Origin of the sequence: Pseudomonas sp. NPDC086566, assembly GCF_050280885.1 — a bacterium.
GTDB classification, from domain to species: Bacteria; Pseudomonadota; Gammaproteobacteria; order Pseudomonadales; family Pseudomonadaceae; genus Aquipseudomonas; species Aquipseudomonas vlassakiae.
On record NZ_JBNNWD010000007.1, the window covers coordinates 155480 to 172245 of the forward strand.

The following is a 16766-nucleotide window of genomic DNA, read 5'->3' on the forward strand; positions in this document are numbered from 1 at the left end:
CAGGAGAAATGGATTATCGCCCCCCGAAGCATTTTGGCTATAAGCCCTTGGGCTTGGACATATCCGGCTTGCCGCTCACCGTGGGGTAGCTCACACGACAGTTGTTCACCTTGTACCCTGTGCATCCCCAGAAGTCGTAACCCCCATCACCGCGCTTCTGACGGCGCGCCAGTGGCATCCCGCATTTGCCGCAGGAATGGCCGCCTTGGGTGCCTGCTGAAGCTTCTGGTGACCGAGCCTTCATCGCCCCTGTGGGCGCCTGGCGGAGGGCTGCGAGCTCAGTCTGGAGATGCTGAAAAAACTTGGCGACCACCGACCCATATTGCTCCTCCCCTCGTGCGATTCGGTCCAGGTCCTTCTCCAGCGTGCTGGTGAACGCCAGTTCGACGAAGCTGAAGCGGCCCTCCAACTGGTCGATGGTGCTCACCCCCAACGGACCTGGGACCAATTTGCGCTTCTCCTCAACGACCAGGCCTTTGCCGGTGATGTTCTTGATGATCGATGCAAACGTGCTGGGGCGTCCGATCCCCAGTCGCTCCAGCTCTTTGATCAGGCTTGCCTTGGTGAAGCGTGCCGGCGCCTTCGTCTTCTGGTTCAGCACCTCACCCTGAAGCACGCTGAGGATCTGTTTGGGCTCGAGCACCGGTACCGGATTCTTGGGGAGGTCGGTGGACTCTTCATCCGTCTCGTCCTTCTGCAAAAGCTTCATCCAGCCGAGATAGGCGACAGTGCTGCCGGTCGCGGCGAAGCGCAGAGGCCTCTGATCCGGCCCCTTGGCCAGCAGTTTGGCCATGCGCACGTCGTAGATGGCGTCTGCGAGCTGGCTGGCCAGCGCCCTGACCCGGATGAGCTTGTACAGCGCTTGCTCATCAGCAGACTCGCCTGCGACTTCATCCTCCCATGCGGTTGGCGCAATTGCGGGGTGACCTTCCTGGGCGCTATCTGCAGCCTTGAACGTCCGGCGCTCGTCAACAACGTCGAGGCCTTCTCGGCGAGCCGCTGCCTGGATATCTGGCATCGCTTCATCGGCCAAGTTGGGGTTATCCGTCCGGTGATATGTGATCACCCCCTGCTCGTACAGGCGCTGCGCGACCTGCATAGTTTTGTCCGGGTCCCATTTCAGCGCTACGCTGGCCGCCTGCTGCAGGGTGGATGAAATGAACGGTGGGGGTGGGGGGCGCCGCTTCTTGCCGTCTTCACATGACTCGACAATAACCGCGCGCGTTGCGGCAACCCTTGCCGCGAGTGTGCCGTCCTGAATATATGGGTTCTGTTTGCTCGCGAAGTCGGGGATCGGTTGCCATACTGCAGTCCAGTCCATACTGGTGGTTTCGTCCTTGAAGGTCAGCTCTACCCCGAAGTGGTGGACTACCTTGAAGTTCCTGATCTCTCGCTCGCGCAACACCACCAGGTAAAGGGCAGGTGACTGAACTCGACCAGCGGAGGTAGGTTGGCCCAGGACTCTGCGAAGCTCCTGCGTGACTAGGTAGCCCACCAGGCGGTCCAGCACTCGCCGGCACTCTTGTGATGCAACGAGTTGCCCATCGATTCTCCGTGCATTGGCCAGGCCCTCCCGTACTCTGGCTTGGGTGATCTCATTGAACGTGACTCGCTTGTACTCGCGGATCCCCAGCACCTGCTGTATGTGCCAGGCGATACTTTCCCCCTCCCGGTCCGGGTCGGTGGCGATGTACACCTCCGTGGCGTCCTTGAGCGCATTTCGAATGGTGCTGACGTTGCGGGCACTCTTGGGCAGGATCTCGTAGACCGGACGAAGGGTCTTCAAGACGCCGGTTGTGATCATCGTGTGGTCCTGACCCGACTGGGGGAGATCTCGGATGTGGCCACCAGATGCCAGCACCACCCAGTGCTCGCCAGGGCGGATCTTCTTCATCATGGGCCCAAGCTTCTTCAGCTTGCCCGGTGCCTCGATGATCATGAGTTTCATAGCGTGCCCCTGCACAGATAAATCAGGGAGCACTCTTGCCGCCGACCCAGGACGGCACAACGCGAAATGGTCAACTGGAAGGAAGGGAATTCGGTAGGGCTCAGGCGCACTGAGGAATGGTCAAAAATTGAGGGTGAGCTGCTGGGCGCGCTTGTACCCTTTCAGCCAGGAGGCAAGCATGGCAGGGTGCTTGTAGGGGCAGGCATATATGGGCAGCCCTTTCTCGGCGGCTTCAACCCCAGCAGCTTCCACCGCAGGATGGGGGTTATTGAACTGGCGCCTGTCCGCTTTTCGCTCCTGGGCATCTTCGTTCTGCATCGATTGTTCCTCATCAGCGCCACTGCTAACGCCGGGCAAGTCACGCCTCAAACGACCTGGCCACCAGCAATTCCTCGATAAGGGCGTTTTTCGCGACCCTGTGCCTCACTTCGAGACAAGTTAGCAGCCGTATAGCGGAGATGCCTTCAGTAAATGGTAATTTGCCAACGCTGGCATTTCAAATGTGCCCCTGACCTGGGCAAGCGCTGCCTGCAGCGCCCCTTCGGCTACGATTTTGCGTCCTCGCCGTAGGAGCTTCACGAGCTGCGGCCGCAACAGAAGGTCCTTGTCGCCGGTAATGTGAAGCATCAGACGCCAGGTTCAGAGGAAGGTCGCGACGGTCCGTCCTTGTTTCCGGAAACTTCACGAGTGGCGTGCCTGAAAATAGCTCCCACGCCAATGCCCGTGCCAAAGCTAGTGGGGAATCATGCTCGAGCGGTAGGGTGCCGACCATGCCAGCAGCGTCGCGCTGGGGTCCTCCAGTGCGGCACGAACCATCACCTCAGCGTGTTGACCTGTGATGTCGCAAACTTCCTGCCCAAGTCGAAGGAGCTCAGCAATCACTCCTGCATCCCGGGCCTTGGTCGCAAACTCATACTCCTCGGCCCGCCCATACTCAAAGGTGGCATTGAACTGTAGGCGAAGCATTTCGATGGCCTTCACCTCGGCCTCGGGCAGTAGGATGGTTTCGCCGTCACAAAAGACTTGGCGAACGCCTTCGAGAGCTTGTACAGCTTCCATGTAGCGCGAGGAGTTTACCGTCGCTTTGACGGATGGATACCCCGGGTAGTCGTGGTGCATGGAGCGATACCTCGAAGCGGAATGAGGTGGCGATGATCCTTCCTTGCCCCCCAGTGACTTCACGAGAGGCGCCTGAAAAATCGCCTGCCAGGCTGTAGATAGAATGCCGTGGCGATGTCTCATCGAAGGGAGGGGAAACTCGAAGTGACGTCCTTGTCACCATGAGCTTCGCGATGTGGCGCGCCAAATTAAGGGGGGCTACACGGGGATGTCGTCGTCAAAGCCATCGCTGTAGTGGCGCAGGTCGTCGGGGCTCGGCTGAGGAACGTTTTGAGCGTGGCCGCCGCTGGTCTGACTGCGCCCCTGACCTTGCTGGTGAATGGGCGGACGTTGACCATTGCCGTTCGATGCCAGGGTGATCTTTTCGATACGATGTGGGAGGATCGCGATGCGGCTTGCCTCGACCTTCAGCGCCGACACGTCTTCACCCGTTTGTTTGTCTTTCCAAGTGTCCATGATCGCCCGGCCAATGACCAGGACCCGCATACCTTTCTGGAAAAGTTCAGCAAAGCGCTCGGCGTCCTGATGCCACCACTCAACGTTGCTCCAGAACCCTCCACGATCCTTGTAGCCGCCCTGGCCATCAGGGATTGAGTTGTCGAACATGACATTGAGTCGCAGCATGTGCCGCGGATCTTTATTGCCGTTGGCGAACGACCGGTGCTCAGCAGCGTTGCCGACGTTGCCTTCCCAAACTACTGGTGTACCCATGTGTGTATCTCCGTTCAGTGTTGAGGTGGGTTCATGACCTGCTGCAGTCGAGCCTGATACTCGGCCTCGGCCTGCCCCATCTTTTCTGCGCACTCGGCGGCCTGTTTGCCGATGGAGTGGATGAGGCTGATCTGCATGTTCAGAGTGATTCGGTGTTGCTCCAGGGCAAACAGGTCCTGCAGCAAGTGGATTGGTGTTTTGGGGGCGTGGACCATCTGAGCCCATACGCCGACACCCATGCGCCGCTCTTGCACGCTTTGCCAGCGAAGAAAGGTTGTGCCAGCTGCTGTGTTTTGCTCGATTAGCCTGACGGGCAGCAGAGCGAATGGATGTTGGCGAACCTGGGCCAGCACTTCCTGGGTAAGGGTGCGCAGCCCCGCCTCTAGCGAAGCGCAATGCTCCGCCAACTGGACCAGCTCCCCCTTACCTTTAAAGGGCTTTAAAAGGCCTTTTAGTGAGGCACTCTGTTGCAGCCCCTGATAGGCACCCTGTTGCAGCGGTTTGAAGGCACCCTGTTGCAGTGCATCCATTGGTCGGGTGTCCGATCGCATGAGCGTCATGCCTCGCCTTCGAAGTCGTTATCCACATCCTCGACCGGGCCTGCGGAGCCACGGCGGATGGGCGGGGCGAAGTTCGAGCGACGGGTGCCTTCCAGGATGTCCTGGGGGATATCCCCGTAGCGCTTGTACATTTCGCGCGCATTTTCAGCTCGAGCATTGTTGGCGGCGAAGTCGTCACGCGACGCGCCGGAGAAGCGATGGAGCTGGGCCAGCCCAAAAAGACTGCGCAGCAGGTGAGCGCCTTCATCGATCCAGATCTCGCCATCTCGGCGACCGATCATGGCGACATGCTGAGCCAGCAGGATGCGACGGACGACTTCGTCATATTGAGTCAGTAGATGGACGCCCTTGAAGCCCAGCGGATTGGAGATGAAGAGCGGTAGCTTCAGCGGCTGGATGGAGAGGTTTTCACCAATTTCGAGTGCCTTCGGCAATTGGGCCATCACTCCATCCAGGCGGCTGTCGATTGCCTTGAGCGCATCATCTACCTCTTGGATTTTCTCCTCGATCCTGATCATCCACCAGTCGGAGTACGGGTCGTCCTGGGCCGCACCACGGTCGATCTGGTTGATCTTGAGGCAGAAGCCAGCCAGCCCAAGAATGCTGTGTTTGTCATCGGTCTTCTGGCGACCTAGCCAGATTCGGGCGGCATGGTGAGTGTGGAGAGTCAGCTGGACCTGGCTCCTGAGGGAGCCGATGTTGAGCTGATAGTTGTCAGCCATGGACATGGTTTCCTTATATAAGGTGGGTGAGCGATGTCCATGCTGTTGTCGGGCCGTTTGTGGCGCAGTAATAAATGAAGAACCCGGGGTGCTGGATTTGTCATGGTTTAACGGAGCCTTGGTGATGTGTCCTGTACCACTGTGAAGTGTGGCCAGTGGCAACAGGGACAGCCGTCTGCGCCAGTGAAGCCCCCCTGGCAGTTGGTGCTGCTTGGTGTTGCCAGTGGCAACAGGCGGTCTCCAACTCCCCGGTTAAGACCGTGTGTTCGTTGGCGGTGTGCAGTGTTGCCAGTGGCAACATGGGTAAACCGTCGGCGCCAATGAAGGCTACCTGGTGAACGGGGGCAAAGTGTTGCCACTGGCAACACTTTAAATGGCACTCAGTGGTGACCACCTGTTTGCCTTGAGCGTTAGGGCTGCTTGGACGTGTTGCCAGTGGCAACAGTGGAGAAGTTTGTCCCGGCCGATGATGAGAAAATGCACCTGACTTGGCCAAGCGTTTGCGCCATTTGCATCGAATGTGGCCGGTACACGGGTACGTCTTGACCGGCAGGAATCGACCCGAAGCTGCCGTTCGGCAAGGGCTGCAATCGGCCAAAAGCAGCTGATGGTTTCTGGCTGTGCGATTCATTCTCTATAGGCCTAGTCACATGGCTTCAAACTCTCTAGGGAAACAAGGCCTATTCAGCCAGGCGTGCGTTTGGCCACGCCATTTTTCGTGAAACCACGGCTTCGTACAGTACCATTCATGGCAGGGACAACATGGAGGAAGAGGTGTGACCGGATTCGAAGAGGTGCATCCGCCGGAAGGTATGCGGGCGCCGCTGCAGATGCGCCTTGAGCTGAGGCAGATGTTCGAGCGCTGGTTGCCCAGGTTGGGTTATCAACGCCCCGTTGCCAGGCTGGACGACATAGTCGACGAGCTGAGTATTCTCGACTTATGTCAGTACTACCGGTTGGAGTATCGGGGGGGCGCTGAGGATGTTGCCAAGTCCTGGGACGAATCGGAGCGTCGCACTGCAGACAGCGGTCCGACGTTCGACGATCTCAAGAATAACGGTTGGGTGTCTTTCGACGGCGGCCGCTGGATTATGCAGAGCGCGCCTCCCGGCACGAGTTCGTACATCACCTATCCGAGCCCAAGCACGAAGACCTTTCTGGCGGGGCTCGGCGAACTCAAGCTTGTTGCGAGGGCTGATACACCCCCTCCCCATGCTAAAACGCTTGCAGACAGAATATTGGCTGAGCGCTGGCTTGAAGTGCACATACCAACCAAAGATCCGGACTGGCTTGCCGGCCGGCTGTGGGAGCTACTGTGCCCGAAGCCCCAGCAGCATTCCACGGACGGTAGCGTCAGCACAGTTGACGCAGCGCCTCCTGTCGAACGCGAGGCTTGCGATGCGCTGGCTTTGCTAGATGCGGATGCCGAGACTGTCGATAGAGCCTTCTTGGAGTGGTCTGTATGGTGTGACGCCCTTGGCAGTTACGGTAGATGGTACAGTGGCTGGGGACCCACTGAGATGCGGTACTGCCGTGAGGCAGCTCACCGCGTATTGGAACGCCAGACCCTTTGGGGGACATGGGAGAACGATGCCGCACGCTACACAGCGGTGCTCGAAAATACGTTTGCGATTCCGCTGGATCAAATGCGGTATGCCGGAGCTCCGGAGATAGCACCGCCCCAGACTCTAGTGTCTAGAGTTGACTGGATGATGCGCCCCGACGTCGAACATCTGATGATGGAACGACTCGGCTCTAATACGGCCAGCTTTGCGTTTGTTCTGCTCTGCTCCGAGCTTGAGAAAACTGACATCGGACCTAACATCATGGCTGCAGCGACGACGGTCCTATTGTTCGCTGCCGCCCATCCGATGGCATTGCAGCACTTGCTATTCCGAGTCAGGTCCGCACCAGTGCTGTTAGTAGACATGCTGATGCATCAGCGCACGGCCTGCCTAGCAGCCAAACTGGCTATTGAGTGGCGTGCGGAATCCATACGGAATAGCGATCGCAACCTGAGTCGTGAAGCCCAAACTAAGGCATTTGCGGTTCAAGACGCGCTATCTCTTTTGGCTTATCACTTGCTTGAGGGCACGCTTGATCTCGCGGAATACGCATCTTTGGTGACTTGGTGCTATGCCAGCGACACTTACAGCAAAAGAGCAATTGCAGATGCGAGGAGACCCGTTGGGCGGCAGCTTCTCAAGGTGGTTTCAAGGGAAAGCAAAGACCTCCAGTCTGCAGTGCTGCAGCACCTCGTAGATCAGGCCGCCTACAAGGACAACGTGCCCAGAGCATGCTTTGCAGGAGTACTCGATGGACTGAACTACCTTTTGATCGCGCCGATTGCCGACGCTTTCCCAATCGTGGGGCTTTATTCAAAGTTTGTGCGCGACATGCACTTGGAATGGACCGACGCAGCCAGTCTCTCCGCAAATCTGGCCGCTCATCTCGTCACGACTGCATTTGCCTACACCGCGTCTGATAGAGATGCACTGCTAACCCCATTCGATAGCGCACAGCTACTGCGAAACACGCCGGACGATCAAAAGCCATCCTTGCGTTATTCCATTGCCAAAACTCTAAGAGTGCACGTGCGGTTGCTCGCACGCGCCGTTGCCGGTTGGAACGGCGAAACGGTACCGCCGGAGCTCTGCGACGCGCTCCAAGTGCTCATTTCGCGCACTGTTATTGAGCATGACGAGAAAGGGCGCGTCGGAGCCCTCACAGACAGGTATAGCCCCGGCCCTTTACTTCAACGGGAAGAGGCCTCTCCGGCAGAAGATCTCGCTGCCGCATGGCGACGGCTAAACGGCAATCACCAGGAAGCTATGCTGCAGGCGCTTGCTCAGTCAGACGATCCGGTGCTACTTGCCGAACTTTGCCAGCACCTACCTGCGGCGGCAAAGCCCGGCATCCGGGCGAGATTACGGCAGCTGAAGCCAGAGGAGGCATCCGCCATTTGGACTTGGCCCGAGCTGCAGCACCGCATTGAGTCCTTGTTGGTCGCTGGCGAATATGCGCTTGCCCGTGAGCACTTGGATGAGGCAGAGGAGGACTTAGATCGCGCACCACCTCAGTTCCGGCTTGAGCTTTTTGTCCTCGAGCTTCGACTGTTTCTAAAGGAGAAGAACTGGGCTGCACTTGATGGAGCTGTTGTCCCGCCGGCACTGGATCGGCTCACGACACAGCAGGCACAAGACAAACTTGAATTTTACAGGGCAACCTCCCAACTGCTGCGCCCGAGCGGCAATTTGGCAGTTGCTCGAGTCGCTCTACAGCGCCTGGCGGCGCTTCCTGGAGCGGCCCCCGCATATAAGGAGAACGTCTTTGCAGTTGCTATTCAGCAGCTTCTGGGGCCCACCCTGCATCCGTTGAGTGGTGCAGATCGTGTGACGGGCGAAGGCCTGCTAGCGGAAATCAATGCTGAGGTCGCTGTGGGCGAGAGTTCAGTCAGCAGCAGTCTGCTAGCCAACCGCGCGCTGCTCATGTTGGCATTGCAAAAGCCGGAGGATGCTTTAGTGAGCGTGGCGGCTCGTCGTCGGAAGAGCCGAAGCCCAGAACTTGAACTCATAGCCGTACTTTCAAAGTACGAGCTGGGCTTCCGGGACGAGGCAATGGCGATTTTAGACGCAGCCATCTCAGAGTTCGGAAATGATGACCGACTTATCGCGCTCAAGAACGACCTTCAAGCTGGAGACTCCGCGCCCAGTATCGCTTCGGCATCGGTCGTCGTCGATTCGATTTCCTCAATCCGGGCCGCCTTGCAACAGCTGACCGTACTTCAGCCTTCCCAGATTGGAAACATACTCGGTCCCCCTGGCGGCGGGTTTCGAGGCTATCTTATAGGGCAAGTTTCACGTGCCGTTGCCGCGCTTCAACATATGGCGGCGATGCTCCGCGAGCGGAAAGACTCAATGAACTTGGCAAGGTTTGAGGATGACCTCAACACCGCCATGCGAGAGGTGCTAGGGGCTTTGCTCGCAGTGACTAAATGGGATGTGGCTGACCAATCGCTCGGAGGAGCAACCGCAAACGGCAATCCCGGCGAAAGAGATGCAGTGATCCGAGTGTCCGGTCAGGAAATATCGATAATCGAAGCGCTCGTCTGCACGGGACTTGATCGAACCAACATCAAAAAGCACTTCGACAAGCTGGTGTCATACGGAGTCTGTGACCTCTATTTCCACGTTATTTACTCGTACGCGAAGGAGCTAAATCCTCTCTTCAAGTATGTTGGGGAAATGCTCGAGCACGAGGTTCCTTCAGGTCTCATATACCTTGACTGCGCGCCTCTGGGACCTCCGGATTACGAGGCGAGCGGGTATGTCGCAACCTATCGCGTCGACCACAGAGAAGTCGCAGTGGCGTTCTTGATTGTTAACCTGAATCGGCCCTAGTTTCGTAGGCACATCCGAGCGGCTGCTTCTGGTCGTAAGGGCCCGGACTCGACCGGCAGCTCCTGGCCGTTAGCTGTCATCCACGTAGGGCAGCTCTGGGTCGATTTCTGCCCTTCGCCAATGGTTCGGGTTCAGAGCGCTCATCCACGACCGGCACCTATCGACCCCTGTCGTAAGCGAGCGTATGCGGTTCATCCCTGCCTCTGGAAAGCCCCGCATCTCGCTGAGCTTCCTGACTGGGCGCATAGGGCACGTTTCAAAAATTGTCGTGTCTGCGTGAGTCCATCCATCACCGCTTGGAGTCCCTGTCGGATCCCAGCCCATCATAGTGCCTAAAGTTTCCCTAGGGCCTGCGTTAAACGTCGAAAACAGTCTTGGGGGAAGTCAACACTAGGTAAGAAGAATGATTTTTCCGATGTGTTGCCCAGCTTCCATCAATTCGTGTGCTGCACGTGCTTCAGTCAAACTAAACGCTTTGCAAAGCCGGGGCTTAATTTGACCATTAATGATATGCGGCCAAAAGTCGGGATTAAGTGCAATCACCAGATGGGTGGCGGGCCGTTTTCCAGCAGGGCTGGATTGTGGCACCGCTCAGATGGGGGCATCGGTGGAGGTGTTGCCAGTGGCAACACTCCCTACCATTGATGTGACAGCAGCAGGCCTGCCCAGCCAGACATCGCCAGGAACGGCCCCAAAGGAATTTTTGAGGGGCTGGCCAGAGCTTTTTGCAGCTTGAGGTATCCACAGGCAAGGGCTGCAAGTAATAAGGTACAACCGACTGTCCAGGGAAGTGCCTGCCAGCCAGTCCATGCCCCGATTAGGGCCAACATCTTGAAGTCGCCAGCGCCCAGGCTTTCTATGCCGGTAATGAATTTCACTATGTTGAAAACTGACCAAAGGCTCAGATAGCCCATGGCGCAGCCCCAAAGTGCCTCGTGCAGCGTCGTGAAAACTCCAAATGAGTTGAGCACGAGACCGATCCATAGCATGGGTATTATCAGCGCATCCGGCAGCATATGGTGCTTACTGTCGATCAAGCTCAAAGCCAGAAGAGACCAAGTGAACAGCAGGGCAAAGAATGCCTGTATGGTTGGCCCATAATGCACCGTAACCACGAACGATAAGACAGCGCAGCCGATTTGCGCGGCCCAGGTTCCACGCACCGTAGATCCGGCCGTTTGAAGCTTGCAAGGCTCATCGAGATCCAACCCGAGTAATTCCCGAGCATCCCGCTGCCATTGTTGCTCGAGGATTGCAGGCAGCCAACAGGCAACCCAAGTACTCAGGCGACCGGCCAGAATACCCAAAACGATGGAGCCAAGCCCTAGGGTGATCTCAAGCTCCATCCAATCACTCATCGGTGGAATCCTCGCGACGACGTGGGTCAAGCAGGGCTTGGAGCGAAGTAAGGGCGGAGTTCGCTGTCTGCATCGCGGTCGCCGTCGGTGCCGGCTTCTGGGCGGGGGGCTGGGCAGCGCGGGCAACCGTCCGTGCCGGCGGAGGCGTTTGCGGCGGAGTTGCAGCGGGCGCTGAAGGGTTCCACTCGGCGTTGAAGTCGCCCCGGATGGCCTTGCCAGCAAGGGTTGTCAGGTATGCAAGCGGCTTGGCTACGCTCCCAGTGGTGCATCGATGTTTCCACTGGTTGATCACGGCCTCTCGGACATGCTCCGGAACAGGCCCCATGATCTCTCGTGCCTTCACACGGTCTTCTGGCTTGAGAAGATCCAGGGCAAGCAGCCAATTCACGCCTGCACTCTCGCGCAATTGTACAAAGCTTTTAGATACAGACTTGTCTGTATTTGTATACGTACTAGCAGAGTTCGGATTCCGAACTGAGGGTGTACTCAGTGGTTTTAGGCTGAGTTCGGATTCCGAACTGAGGGGGAGATCCCCCTGTTTTCCTGAGTTCGCACTGAGTGCGGATTCCGAACTCAGTCCTTCCGGAGCGAGATCCTGCTGAGTTCGGATTCCGAACTCAGGTGCGGGCAGCGCGTTTTGCTTCGTCTCTACAGCCCAGGTCTGGGCATTCAGCCGATCGCTAATCGTGTCAATGCGCGAGGGAAGGCGTCGGCCTACGTCGGGATCGCTGGTGAATTCGCGCCAGGTGATCGCTGCGATGTCCTTGATCGCTTTGTTCTGATGCTCCATGGATTGCATCAGCAAGGTCATGTAGTCCTTGTCGAACTCCAGGGCCTCTGCCGGTGTTACCGGCTCGTCGTGGAGTAGATAGACATTACCCTGCACTTGTCCGTTAATCTCATTGCGGACGGTCCTACCCAAGCTCAACCATCGAGTTAGACGGAGCACGGTCAGAGCTTTTGCCACGGTCTCTCGAGAGGCATGTTTCCCTGGGTTCATACCCAGGTATGGCCGTAGCTGGTCATAGGTGGGGAAGGCAGTGATGCCATCTTCATTGACAAGTAATCGGAATACTTGCCAGCAATTGCGTTCCAAGGGGGTGAGCCGATTGTCGAGCAGGAGCTTACGCGGGACCGTTTCATGCGGATTACCGCTGAATATGATCCCGGAGTAGGGTGTAGCAGGTGCAGCAGTAGGGGCGGTGTCCTCAGCTCTCTTCTTCTGTACATGGGCCTCGAGTTGCCCCGAGGCCGAATCTAGGAGCGCGGAAATCGGGAACCGTGCGAGCTTCATTTTCTATGTTCGCCTTCTCCAAGGTGGGCAGAGGCGGGGCAGCTCTCTTCGACACGGCGTATGCCACCCTCGTCCAGCAGAGTGAGTTGTCGACGCTCGGATACTCGGGACTTTTCCTTGCTGCTGGGATACAAGCCTTGTTCGATCCACTGAGTGATGCGAGACCAGATCTGCGCAAGCGTTAAGCCATCTGTGCTCAGTTCTTCAGCAACCAGCATGGCAACGTCGAGCATGGCCAGGCTGTCCTCGAGCTCCACTCGGTTTTCATCCATCAACTTGGTCCAGCGGTGCCAAATATGATGATCTTGATCCTCGGAAAGCTCGGGCCAGCGTCCGCGCGGGGCTCTAACCCCGATGACGGTACGCTGAAGGGCGATCTCTTGAGGGGTGAGCCCGAAGAACTTGTTGAGCAAGCTGGTGGTAGCCCCCAATCGGATTGCCCGCTCAATGAGGCGGGTTTCCTCTTCTGAGCGCGCAGCCCCGGTCAGAAGCTTGAGGATCATCGAGCTGTTGATAGACACGTTGACCCAACTGACCGGTGTGTTGCGGAGCAAACTGAGGACTGTTGGATGCTGGATCTGGCCCAGCACCTCAGGTTCAACCCCCATCTCCACGCAGCGCTGGAGTTGGCCATTGCGCATCAGGTCAAGAAGCTGCGACAGAACTGCTTCGTTAAGTGTTGACTTGGACATTGAGACTCCCTCCCATTCATCTCATCGAGTGTTCAGTTGCCCTGGGCTTCCGAGGACCGTTTGAACTCTTCAATTTCCAAGTCGATCAACCGGCGAGCCAGTCGAATGATGCGGAACAGTTTGACCAGCGCGCCGTCGCTCAAACGGCCGACATCTCTTGGAGACTGTTCAGCACTCATGGGCTGGCCCAGCAGCAGTTGGCCTAATCCGGCTGCAAATTCAAATTCAGCTAATGCGTTGGCAGGGTCCGGTTGCTCGTTCAGCATTTTCAGAGCGATAGCCATGGCCCCGCTCAATGCCTGAAGCAGGGTCATGGTATGTTGAGCTGTTGCAGTGACTTCGACATCGGTGTCGGGCTGTTTGTATTTAAAGCCGATCCCGCCATCGATTGCCTGGATATCGCCTGGGCCGTTTACGGACTCGAGAATCTCCACAGCCAGCTGGGCTATCTGGTTACGCAATTCTGCAGCTTGATCGATCTGCCGCTCGATGTACCAAAGGTCTGTGATCGGGTGGAGTCCGCCAGCCTGTACGGGGATGGCGATCAGGCAGTTCGCGTTGAAATCGGGCAAGGTTTCCCCACTGAGGGCGGCAACCTTCGCTTTGGTTTCGATCACCCGCTGGCTGAGGTTCGCGGGGGACGCAATATGCCCTGCAATTCGTGCCTGCTGTTCCTCTGGGGTGAGCGAAGCTCCCTGCGCTGGAGCAACTGGCTGTGGTGATGTCTGCAGAGGCTGCTGCGGGCTCCCAGAACCTTCAGGTGGTTGTTGCGATGGCGGAAGGGTGGAGCCTGGCACAGTGCCTGGCGCAGGCGCAGGTGGGGTAGACGTCGAACTGGCTATCGGCAATTCAACCACCGGTGTCGAGCGACGAAGCTTGTCCTGCTGTTGAGTGATTTCCAGCAGAATGTCCTCATAGCCCAACTGCAGCGATTTTTTCATCGTGCCGATGAGCTCGTCTTGAAAACGCTGGAACAGGAACTCTTCTGCCTCACCTTCGAACTGGGCAAGGACGTCCTGGAACAACATTTCGAAGTCGACGCCTTCATTGCGGTAGTGCTTATCCCAGCATGCCAGCGCCGACTTTCTTAGCGACAGAATTTTCTCAATCTGTGGTTTGCCGAGGCCGTTATAGAGGAGAGCTGGGACGGCAGGCAGCAGGTACTGAACCGTGTCTAGCATCCTGCTGATATGAGACGGGGAGATTGGATATCCGTCCTTTGTCAGACGGCGAGAGAGTTCTCGAATCCCAATCACTTCACCACTCTCGGATTCATAAAGCGCTTTTGCGTTCCCCACACCTACAGCGCGCTCGATGAACTTGAGTTCACCTTTGAGATCCTCAGCGAGGTGCCCGGTGAGCATGATGATCTCACCGCGGGATTGGTCCCAGGGGCGGAACAAGAAGTCGATGATCTGGAATTTTGGATCTCCAGTCTCCTGGTAGAGCTCCTTCAGGATCGTGAGACGTGTATTTCCACCATTCCGGATTCGAAACTTCTCTTCACCTGGGCGACGTGTAATTGGCGGAGGAGTATCGAGACCTCGATTACGAATCGATTCCTTTAACTGGTCATACAAGGGGTTGCGTGTGGTTCGAGGGTTATCCTCCCAAGGGAGGACAACGTCGATATTCAGCCTCATTGGCGTATCAGCGATAGGGTCGCTCATGGCGGCGGTGGAGCCTGTAGGGCTGAAGCCTGGAGCCAGGAGCTTCGATTTGAGGTCAGTAGCGGCCATATCAAGCTCCTACCGCAGCGATGTGGGACTGAGCCAGTGGGCTTTGCTTACGGACCAGGTACAACACCTCTTGGATATCCACCTGTGTAGGGTCGGCGTTCTGCAGCAGGCGATCGATGATTTTGTAAGCGCGAGCCAGCTCTGACTTGAGATTGTCGTCTGCTGAGCCGGCCTGGGCCTGAGCACCAATGCGTTGGTCATTGAGCAACGATTGCTCGAGGCGCTCGATGATCTCGCTGTTCATGGAGCGATGGTTGTCGCGGGCGACTTGAGCGACACGTTCACGCATGCCATCAGGCAGGCGAACCACAAATTTGTCAGCGGTGCGGGAGTTGGTTGCGTTCATGGTGTTCTCCTTACTGGCGGCGTTTGAGTTGGTCTGCGAGCTGAGTAGGCAAGTTCTTAATCGTCAGCGAGCCGGTATCGGCGTCGTAGGTGACGTTGGAACCGAGCAGGTGCGCCTCAAAACTGATCGACAGACCTTCGGCGCGGCCGGTGAAGCGGCGGAACTGGTTGAGCGTGCGCTTATCGGCCGGGATCTCCAGGGATAGGCCGTAGTCGCTATTGCAGATATGGTCGTAAAACGCCTGAGGGCGATCTTCATCGAGAGTCTGAGACAGCTCTTGAAGAGAGAGGGGCTGCCCCAGCTTCGTTTGGGTGGTGGCATAGTCGAGCAGCGCGTGGGTTTTCTCCCGGGCGCTTTCTTCTGGGAGATCTTCTTTCTCGACGTAGTCAGTGAATGCCTTGAGAAGCGTGCGGGTTTCGGCTGGGCCGTCGACGCCTTCTTGGCATCCGATGAAGTCGCGGAAGTAGTCCGAACTCTTCCTGCCGTTTTTGCCTTTGAACAAGGAAATGTATTGCTTCGAGTTTGGGTTGTTGCGCCACTCGCTCAGGTTGATCCGAGCCGCGCAGGAGAAGTTGCTGGTGTCCAGGTAGCGAGAGGCTACAACATTAAGTTCACCGTCCAGTCCGACGGTTTCGACCTGCTGGAGGACAGCGATCATCAGGTACTCAGTCAGGCCTTGTTGGTAGTGGCTGAAGAGCACGTGTCCACCGGTGGATAGGTTGACCTCTTCACTCAGCTGCTGCAGGTGCTCGACGGACACACGGCTGAAGTTGGTGAAGTCTTGCTCCTCCGCCAGGTACTGTTTCAGCCAGCCGCTGAATGGGTACGCCCCCGACTCCCCATGGAAGAAGCCCCACGCTTTGCCTTGCTTGGCGTTGTAGCTGTCGTTCAGGTCGGCCTGGAGGTTCTCGACGGCATCCGTAACAGGGAGCTCTGTGTCACGTGCGTGCAGGACGGCCGGGTTGCCGTCGGGCTGCTTTTCGAGCTGGTGAACGATCGCGTGTCGGACTGGCATTATTGAATCTCCCGAGAGGTCATGTTTTGGGCCTCGGCACGGCGGAGCAGCGCCCGCGTGTTGCGCTCGGTACGGCGGTCGCTGGGCGTGCAGGATGTGAAGATCGGCGTAAAGCCGGACTTGCTGAATTTCAGATGCCCGCTGTTGGAGCGAGAGAGAGTCCAGCCTTCGGAGAGGGCGAATTCGGCAAGCCGGCGAACACTGTCGTGCGCGCCGCGAAGGAGGTTACGCATTGGAGCCGGCCTCCTTCGGGCAAAGGGCATCACCGGCTTGGATGGCCACGATTTCTGGGGTGCAGCCCGGGTAATGGGTGGCCAGGTCAGTGAGGAACTCACGTGCAGTTTCGCGTGTTCCAGGAATGCGGAAGACCACGGTGCAGTGATGAGCATCGTCCACGGAGCTGGTCAGATGGGGTGTTACTGCAACCTTCAGACCGCAGCTCAGAAGGTGCCTTGGTACCCATACAGACCAGAAGTAATTGGTCAGCAGGGCTGGTTGGCCAAGAAGGGTCGCTGCCAGCGTTCCTCCTTCATTTCTTTCGAGCTCGATGTACTGCAGCTGTGCAAGCTCTTGCAGCGCTTCATTCAGCTCAACAGGCACCGTGGTTTCACCGAACTGGGTGAGCCGTGAGACAACTTGGCCGAGCGCATCCAGCCAAACCGCGTTTACGCCCGACTGGTGCGCGAAGGCCAATACCGATTGGTCGGTGTTTCCGATCGCAGGGATTGAAGGGTAGGTCAGCTCAGTCTGCATTTGGGTCCTCCAGAAGAGGAACGAGGTCGTAGCTGCCGCAGAGAGGGCATACCAGAATCTCTGCCTCACCTTCAGGGGTGTGCTCAGCAGGATGCACCTGCCGTACTTG

16 protein-coding genes are annotated in these 16766 nt (G+C 57.5%); 1 reads left to right on the forward strand and 15 read right to left on the reverse strand.

The window, feature by feature from the left end:
- Positions 1–37: 37 nt before the first annotated feature.
- The 6 genes from ACQKPS_RS17720 to ACQKPS_RS17745 form a co-directional block, all read right to left on the reverse strand.
- Complete coding sequence (locus ACQKPS_RS17720) at positions 38–1948, reverse strand: DNA topoisomerase (RefSeq protein ID WP_427605167.1); 1911 nt, start codon at positions 1946–1948, stop codon at positions 38–40.
- A 120-nt stretch (positions 1949–2068) separates the two neighbouring features.
- A complete protein-coding gene (locus ACQKPS_RS17725; protein ID WP_023660706.1) occupies positions 2069–2266 on the reverse strand; it encodes a CrpP family ICE-associated protein in 198 nt (65 codons plus the stop codon).
- Positions 2267–2680: 414 nt separating this feature from the next.
- Positions 2681–3067 (reverse strand): hypothetical protein, encoded by a 387-nt coding sequence (locus tag ACQKPS_RS17730; RefSeq protein ID WP_427605170.1) that lies wholly within the window; start codon positions 3065–3067, stop codon positions 2681–2683.
- A 198-nt stretch (positions 3068–3265) separates the two neighbouring features.
- The gene (locus ACQKPS_RS17735) at positions 3266–3778 is read right to left on the reverse strand and encodes a single-stranded DNA-binding protein (protein ID WP_427605171.1); all 513 of its coding nucleotides are present in this window, start codon (positions 3776–3778) and stop codon (positions 3266–3268) included.
- 14 nt (positions 3779–3792) lie between these two features.
- Positions 3793–4308, reverse strand: coding sequence for a DUF3158 family protein (locus tag ACQKPS_RS17740; RefSeq protein ID WP_427605173.1), 516 nt, complete (start codon positions 4306–4308; stop codon positions 3793–3795).
- 26 nt (positions 4309–4334) lie between these two features.
- The gene (locus ACQKPS_RS17745) at positions 4335–5060 is read right to left on the reverse strand and encodes a PFL_4669 family integrating conjugative element protein (protein WP_427605175.1); all 726 of its coding nucleotides are present in this window, start codon (positions 5058–5060) and stop codon (positions 4335–4337) included.
- A 776-nt stretch (positions 5061–5836) separates the two neighbouring features.
- Here ACQKPS_RS17745 and ACQKPS_RS17750 point away from each other — a divergent pair.
- The gene (locus ACQKPS_RS17750) at positions 5837–9460 is read left to right on the forward strand and encodes a hypothetical protein (protein ID WP_427605177.1); all 3624 of its coding nucleotides are present in this window, start codon (positions 5837–5839) and stop codon (positions 9458–9460) included.
- 390 nt (positions 9461–9850) lie between these two features.
- Here the strand turns inward: ACQKPS_RS17750 and ACQKPS_RS17755 are convergent, their stop codons facing one another.
- Genes ACQKPS_RS17755 through ACQKPS_RS17795 form a run of 9 tightly spaced genes read right to left on the reverse strand, consistent with a single transcriptional unit; the run spans position 9851 to position 16657 of the window.
- Positions 9851–10048 carry a zinc-binding dehydrogenase gene (locus ACQKPS_RS17755; RefSeq protein WP_427605179.1) on the reverse strand — a complete coding sequence of 66 codons (198 nt, stop codon included), beginning with the start codon at positions 10046–10048 and terminating at the stop codon, positions 9851–9853.
- A 47-nt stretch (positions 10049–10095) separates the two neighbouring features.
- Positions 10096–10818: a prepilin peptidase gene (locus ACQKPS_RS17760; RefSeq protein WP_427605181.1), complete on the reverse strand. Its 723-nt coding sequence runs from the start codon at positions 10816–10818 to the stop codon at positions 10096–10098.
- The gene (locus ACQKPS_RS17765; RefSeq protein WP_427605183.1) at positions 10811–12112 is read right to left on the reverse strand and encodes an STY4528 family pathogenicity island replication protein; all 1302 of its coding nucleotides are present in this window, start codon (positions 12110–12112) and stop codon (positions 10811–10813) included. The genes ACQKPS_RS17760 and ACQKPS_RS17765 overlap by 8 nt, the downstream gene beginning before the upstream one ends.
- Positions 12109–12804: a DUF2857 domain-containing protein gene (locus ACQKPS_RS17770; protein ID WP_182336770.1), complete on the reverse strand. Its 696-nt coding sequence runs from the start codon at positions 12802–12804 to the stop codon at positions 12109–12111. Before ACQKPS_RS17770 ends, ACQKPS_RS17765 begins: the two co-directional genes overlap by 4 nt.
- Positions 12805–12836: 32 nt before the next feature.
- Entirely contained in the window at positions 12837–14543 is a 1707-nt protein-coding gene (locus ACQKPS_RS17775; protein WP_427605185.1) for a ParB family protein, read from the reverse strand.
- 1 nt (position 14544) lies between these two features.
- Complete coding sequence (locus ACQKPS_RS17780; protein ID WP_225790862.1) at positions 14545–14889, reverse strand: Arc family DNA-binding protein; 345 nt, start codon at positions 14887–14889, stop codon at positions 14545–14547.
- A 10-nt stretch (positions 14890–14899) separates the two neighbouring features.
- Positions 14900–15904: a nucleoid-associated protein YejK gene (gene yejK / locus ACQKPS_RS17785; RefSeq protein WP_427605187.1), complete on the reverse strand. Its 1005-nt coding sequence runs from the start codon at positions 15902–15904 to the stop codon at positions 14900–14902.
- Positions 15904–16137 (reverse strand): hypothetical protein, encoded by a 234-nt coding sequence (locus ACQKPS_RS17790; protein WP_427605190.1) that lies wholly within the window; start codon positions 16135–16137, stop codon positions 15904–15906. Before ACQKPS_RS17790 ends, yejK begins: the two co-directional genes overlap by 1 nt.
- On the reverse strand, positions 16130–16657 hold the full coding sequence (locus ACQKPS_RS17795; protein WP_427605192.1) for a hypothetical protein: 528 nt from the start codon (positions 16655–16657) through the stop codon (positions 16130–16132). Before ACQKPS_RS17795 ends, ACQKPS_RS17790 begins: the two co-directional genes overlap by 8 nt.
- Positions 16658–16766: the final 109 nt, after the last annotated feature.

Bases quoted from the DNA above. Each gene is read 5' to 3' on its own strand.
- ACQKPS_RS17730 (WP_427605170.1), bottom strand. From the start codon at position 3,067: ATGCACCACGACTACCCGGGGTATCCATCCGTCAAAGCGACGGTAAAC.
- ACQKPS_RS17775 (WP_427605185.1), bottom strand. From the start codon at position 14,543: ATGGCCGCTACTGACCTCAAATCGAAGCTCCTGGCTCCAGGCTTCAGC.
- ACQKPS_RS17795 (WP_427605192.1), bottom strand. From the start codon at position 16,657: ATGCAGACTGAGCTGACCTACCCTTCAATCCCTGCGATCGGAAACACC.
- yejK (WP_427605187.1), bottom strand. From the start codon at position 15,904: ATGCCAGTCCGACACGCGATCGTTCACCAGCTCGAAAAGCAGCCCGAC.
- ACQKPS_RS17745 (WP_427605175.1), bottom strand. From the start codon at position 5,060: ATGGCTGACAACTATCAGCTCAACATCGGCTCCCTCAGGAGCCAGGTC.
- ACQKPS_RS17770 (WP_182336770.1), bottom strand. From the start codon at position 12,804: ATGTCCAAGTCAACACTTAACGAAGCAGTTCTGTCGCAGCTTCTTGAC.
- ACQKPS_RS17735 (WP_427605171.1), bottom strand. From the start codon at position 3,778: ATGGGTACACCAGTAGTTTGGGAAGGCAACGTCGGCAACGCTGCTGAG.
- ACQKPS_RS17760 (WP_427605181.1), bottom strand. From the start codon at position 10,818: ATGAGTGATTGGATGGAGCTTGAGATCACCCTAGGGCTTGGCTCCATC.
- ACQKPS_RS17725 (WP_023660706.1), bottom strand. From the start codon at position 2,266: ATGCAGAACGAAGATGCCCAGGAGCGAAAAGCGGACAGGCGCCAGTTC.
- ACQKPS_RS17780 (WP_225790862.1), bottom strand. From the start codon at position 14,889: ATGAACGCAACCAACTCCCGCACCGCTGACAAATTTGTGGTTCGCCTG.
- ACQKPS_RS17720 (WP_427605167.1), bottom strand. From the start codon at position 1,948: ATGAAACTCATGATCATCGAGGCACCGGGCAAGCTGAAGAAGCTTGGG.
- ACQKPS_RS17740 (WP_427605173.1), bottom strand. From the start codon at position 4,308: ATGGATGCACTGCAACAGGGTGCCTTCAAACCGCTGCAACAGGGTGCC.
- ACQKPS_RS17765 (WP_427605183.1), bottom strand. From the start codon at position 12,112: ATGAAGCTCGCACGGTTCCCGATTTCCGCGCTCCTAGATTCGGCCTCG.
- ACQKPS_RS17790 (WP_427605190.1), bottom strand. From the start codon at position 16,137: ATGCGTAACCTCCTTCGCGGCGCGCACGACAGTGTTCGCCGGCTTGCC.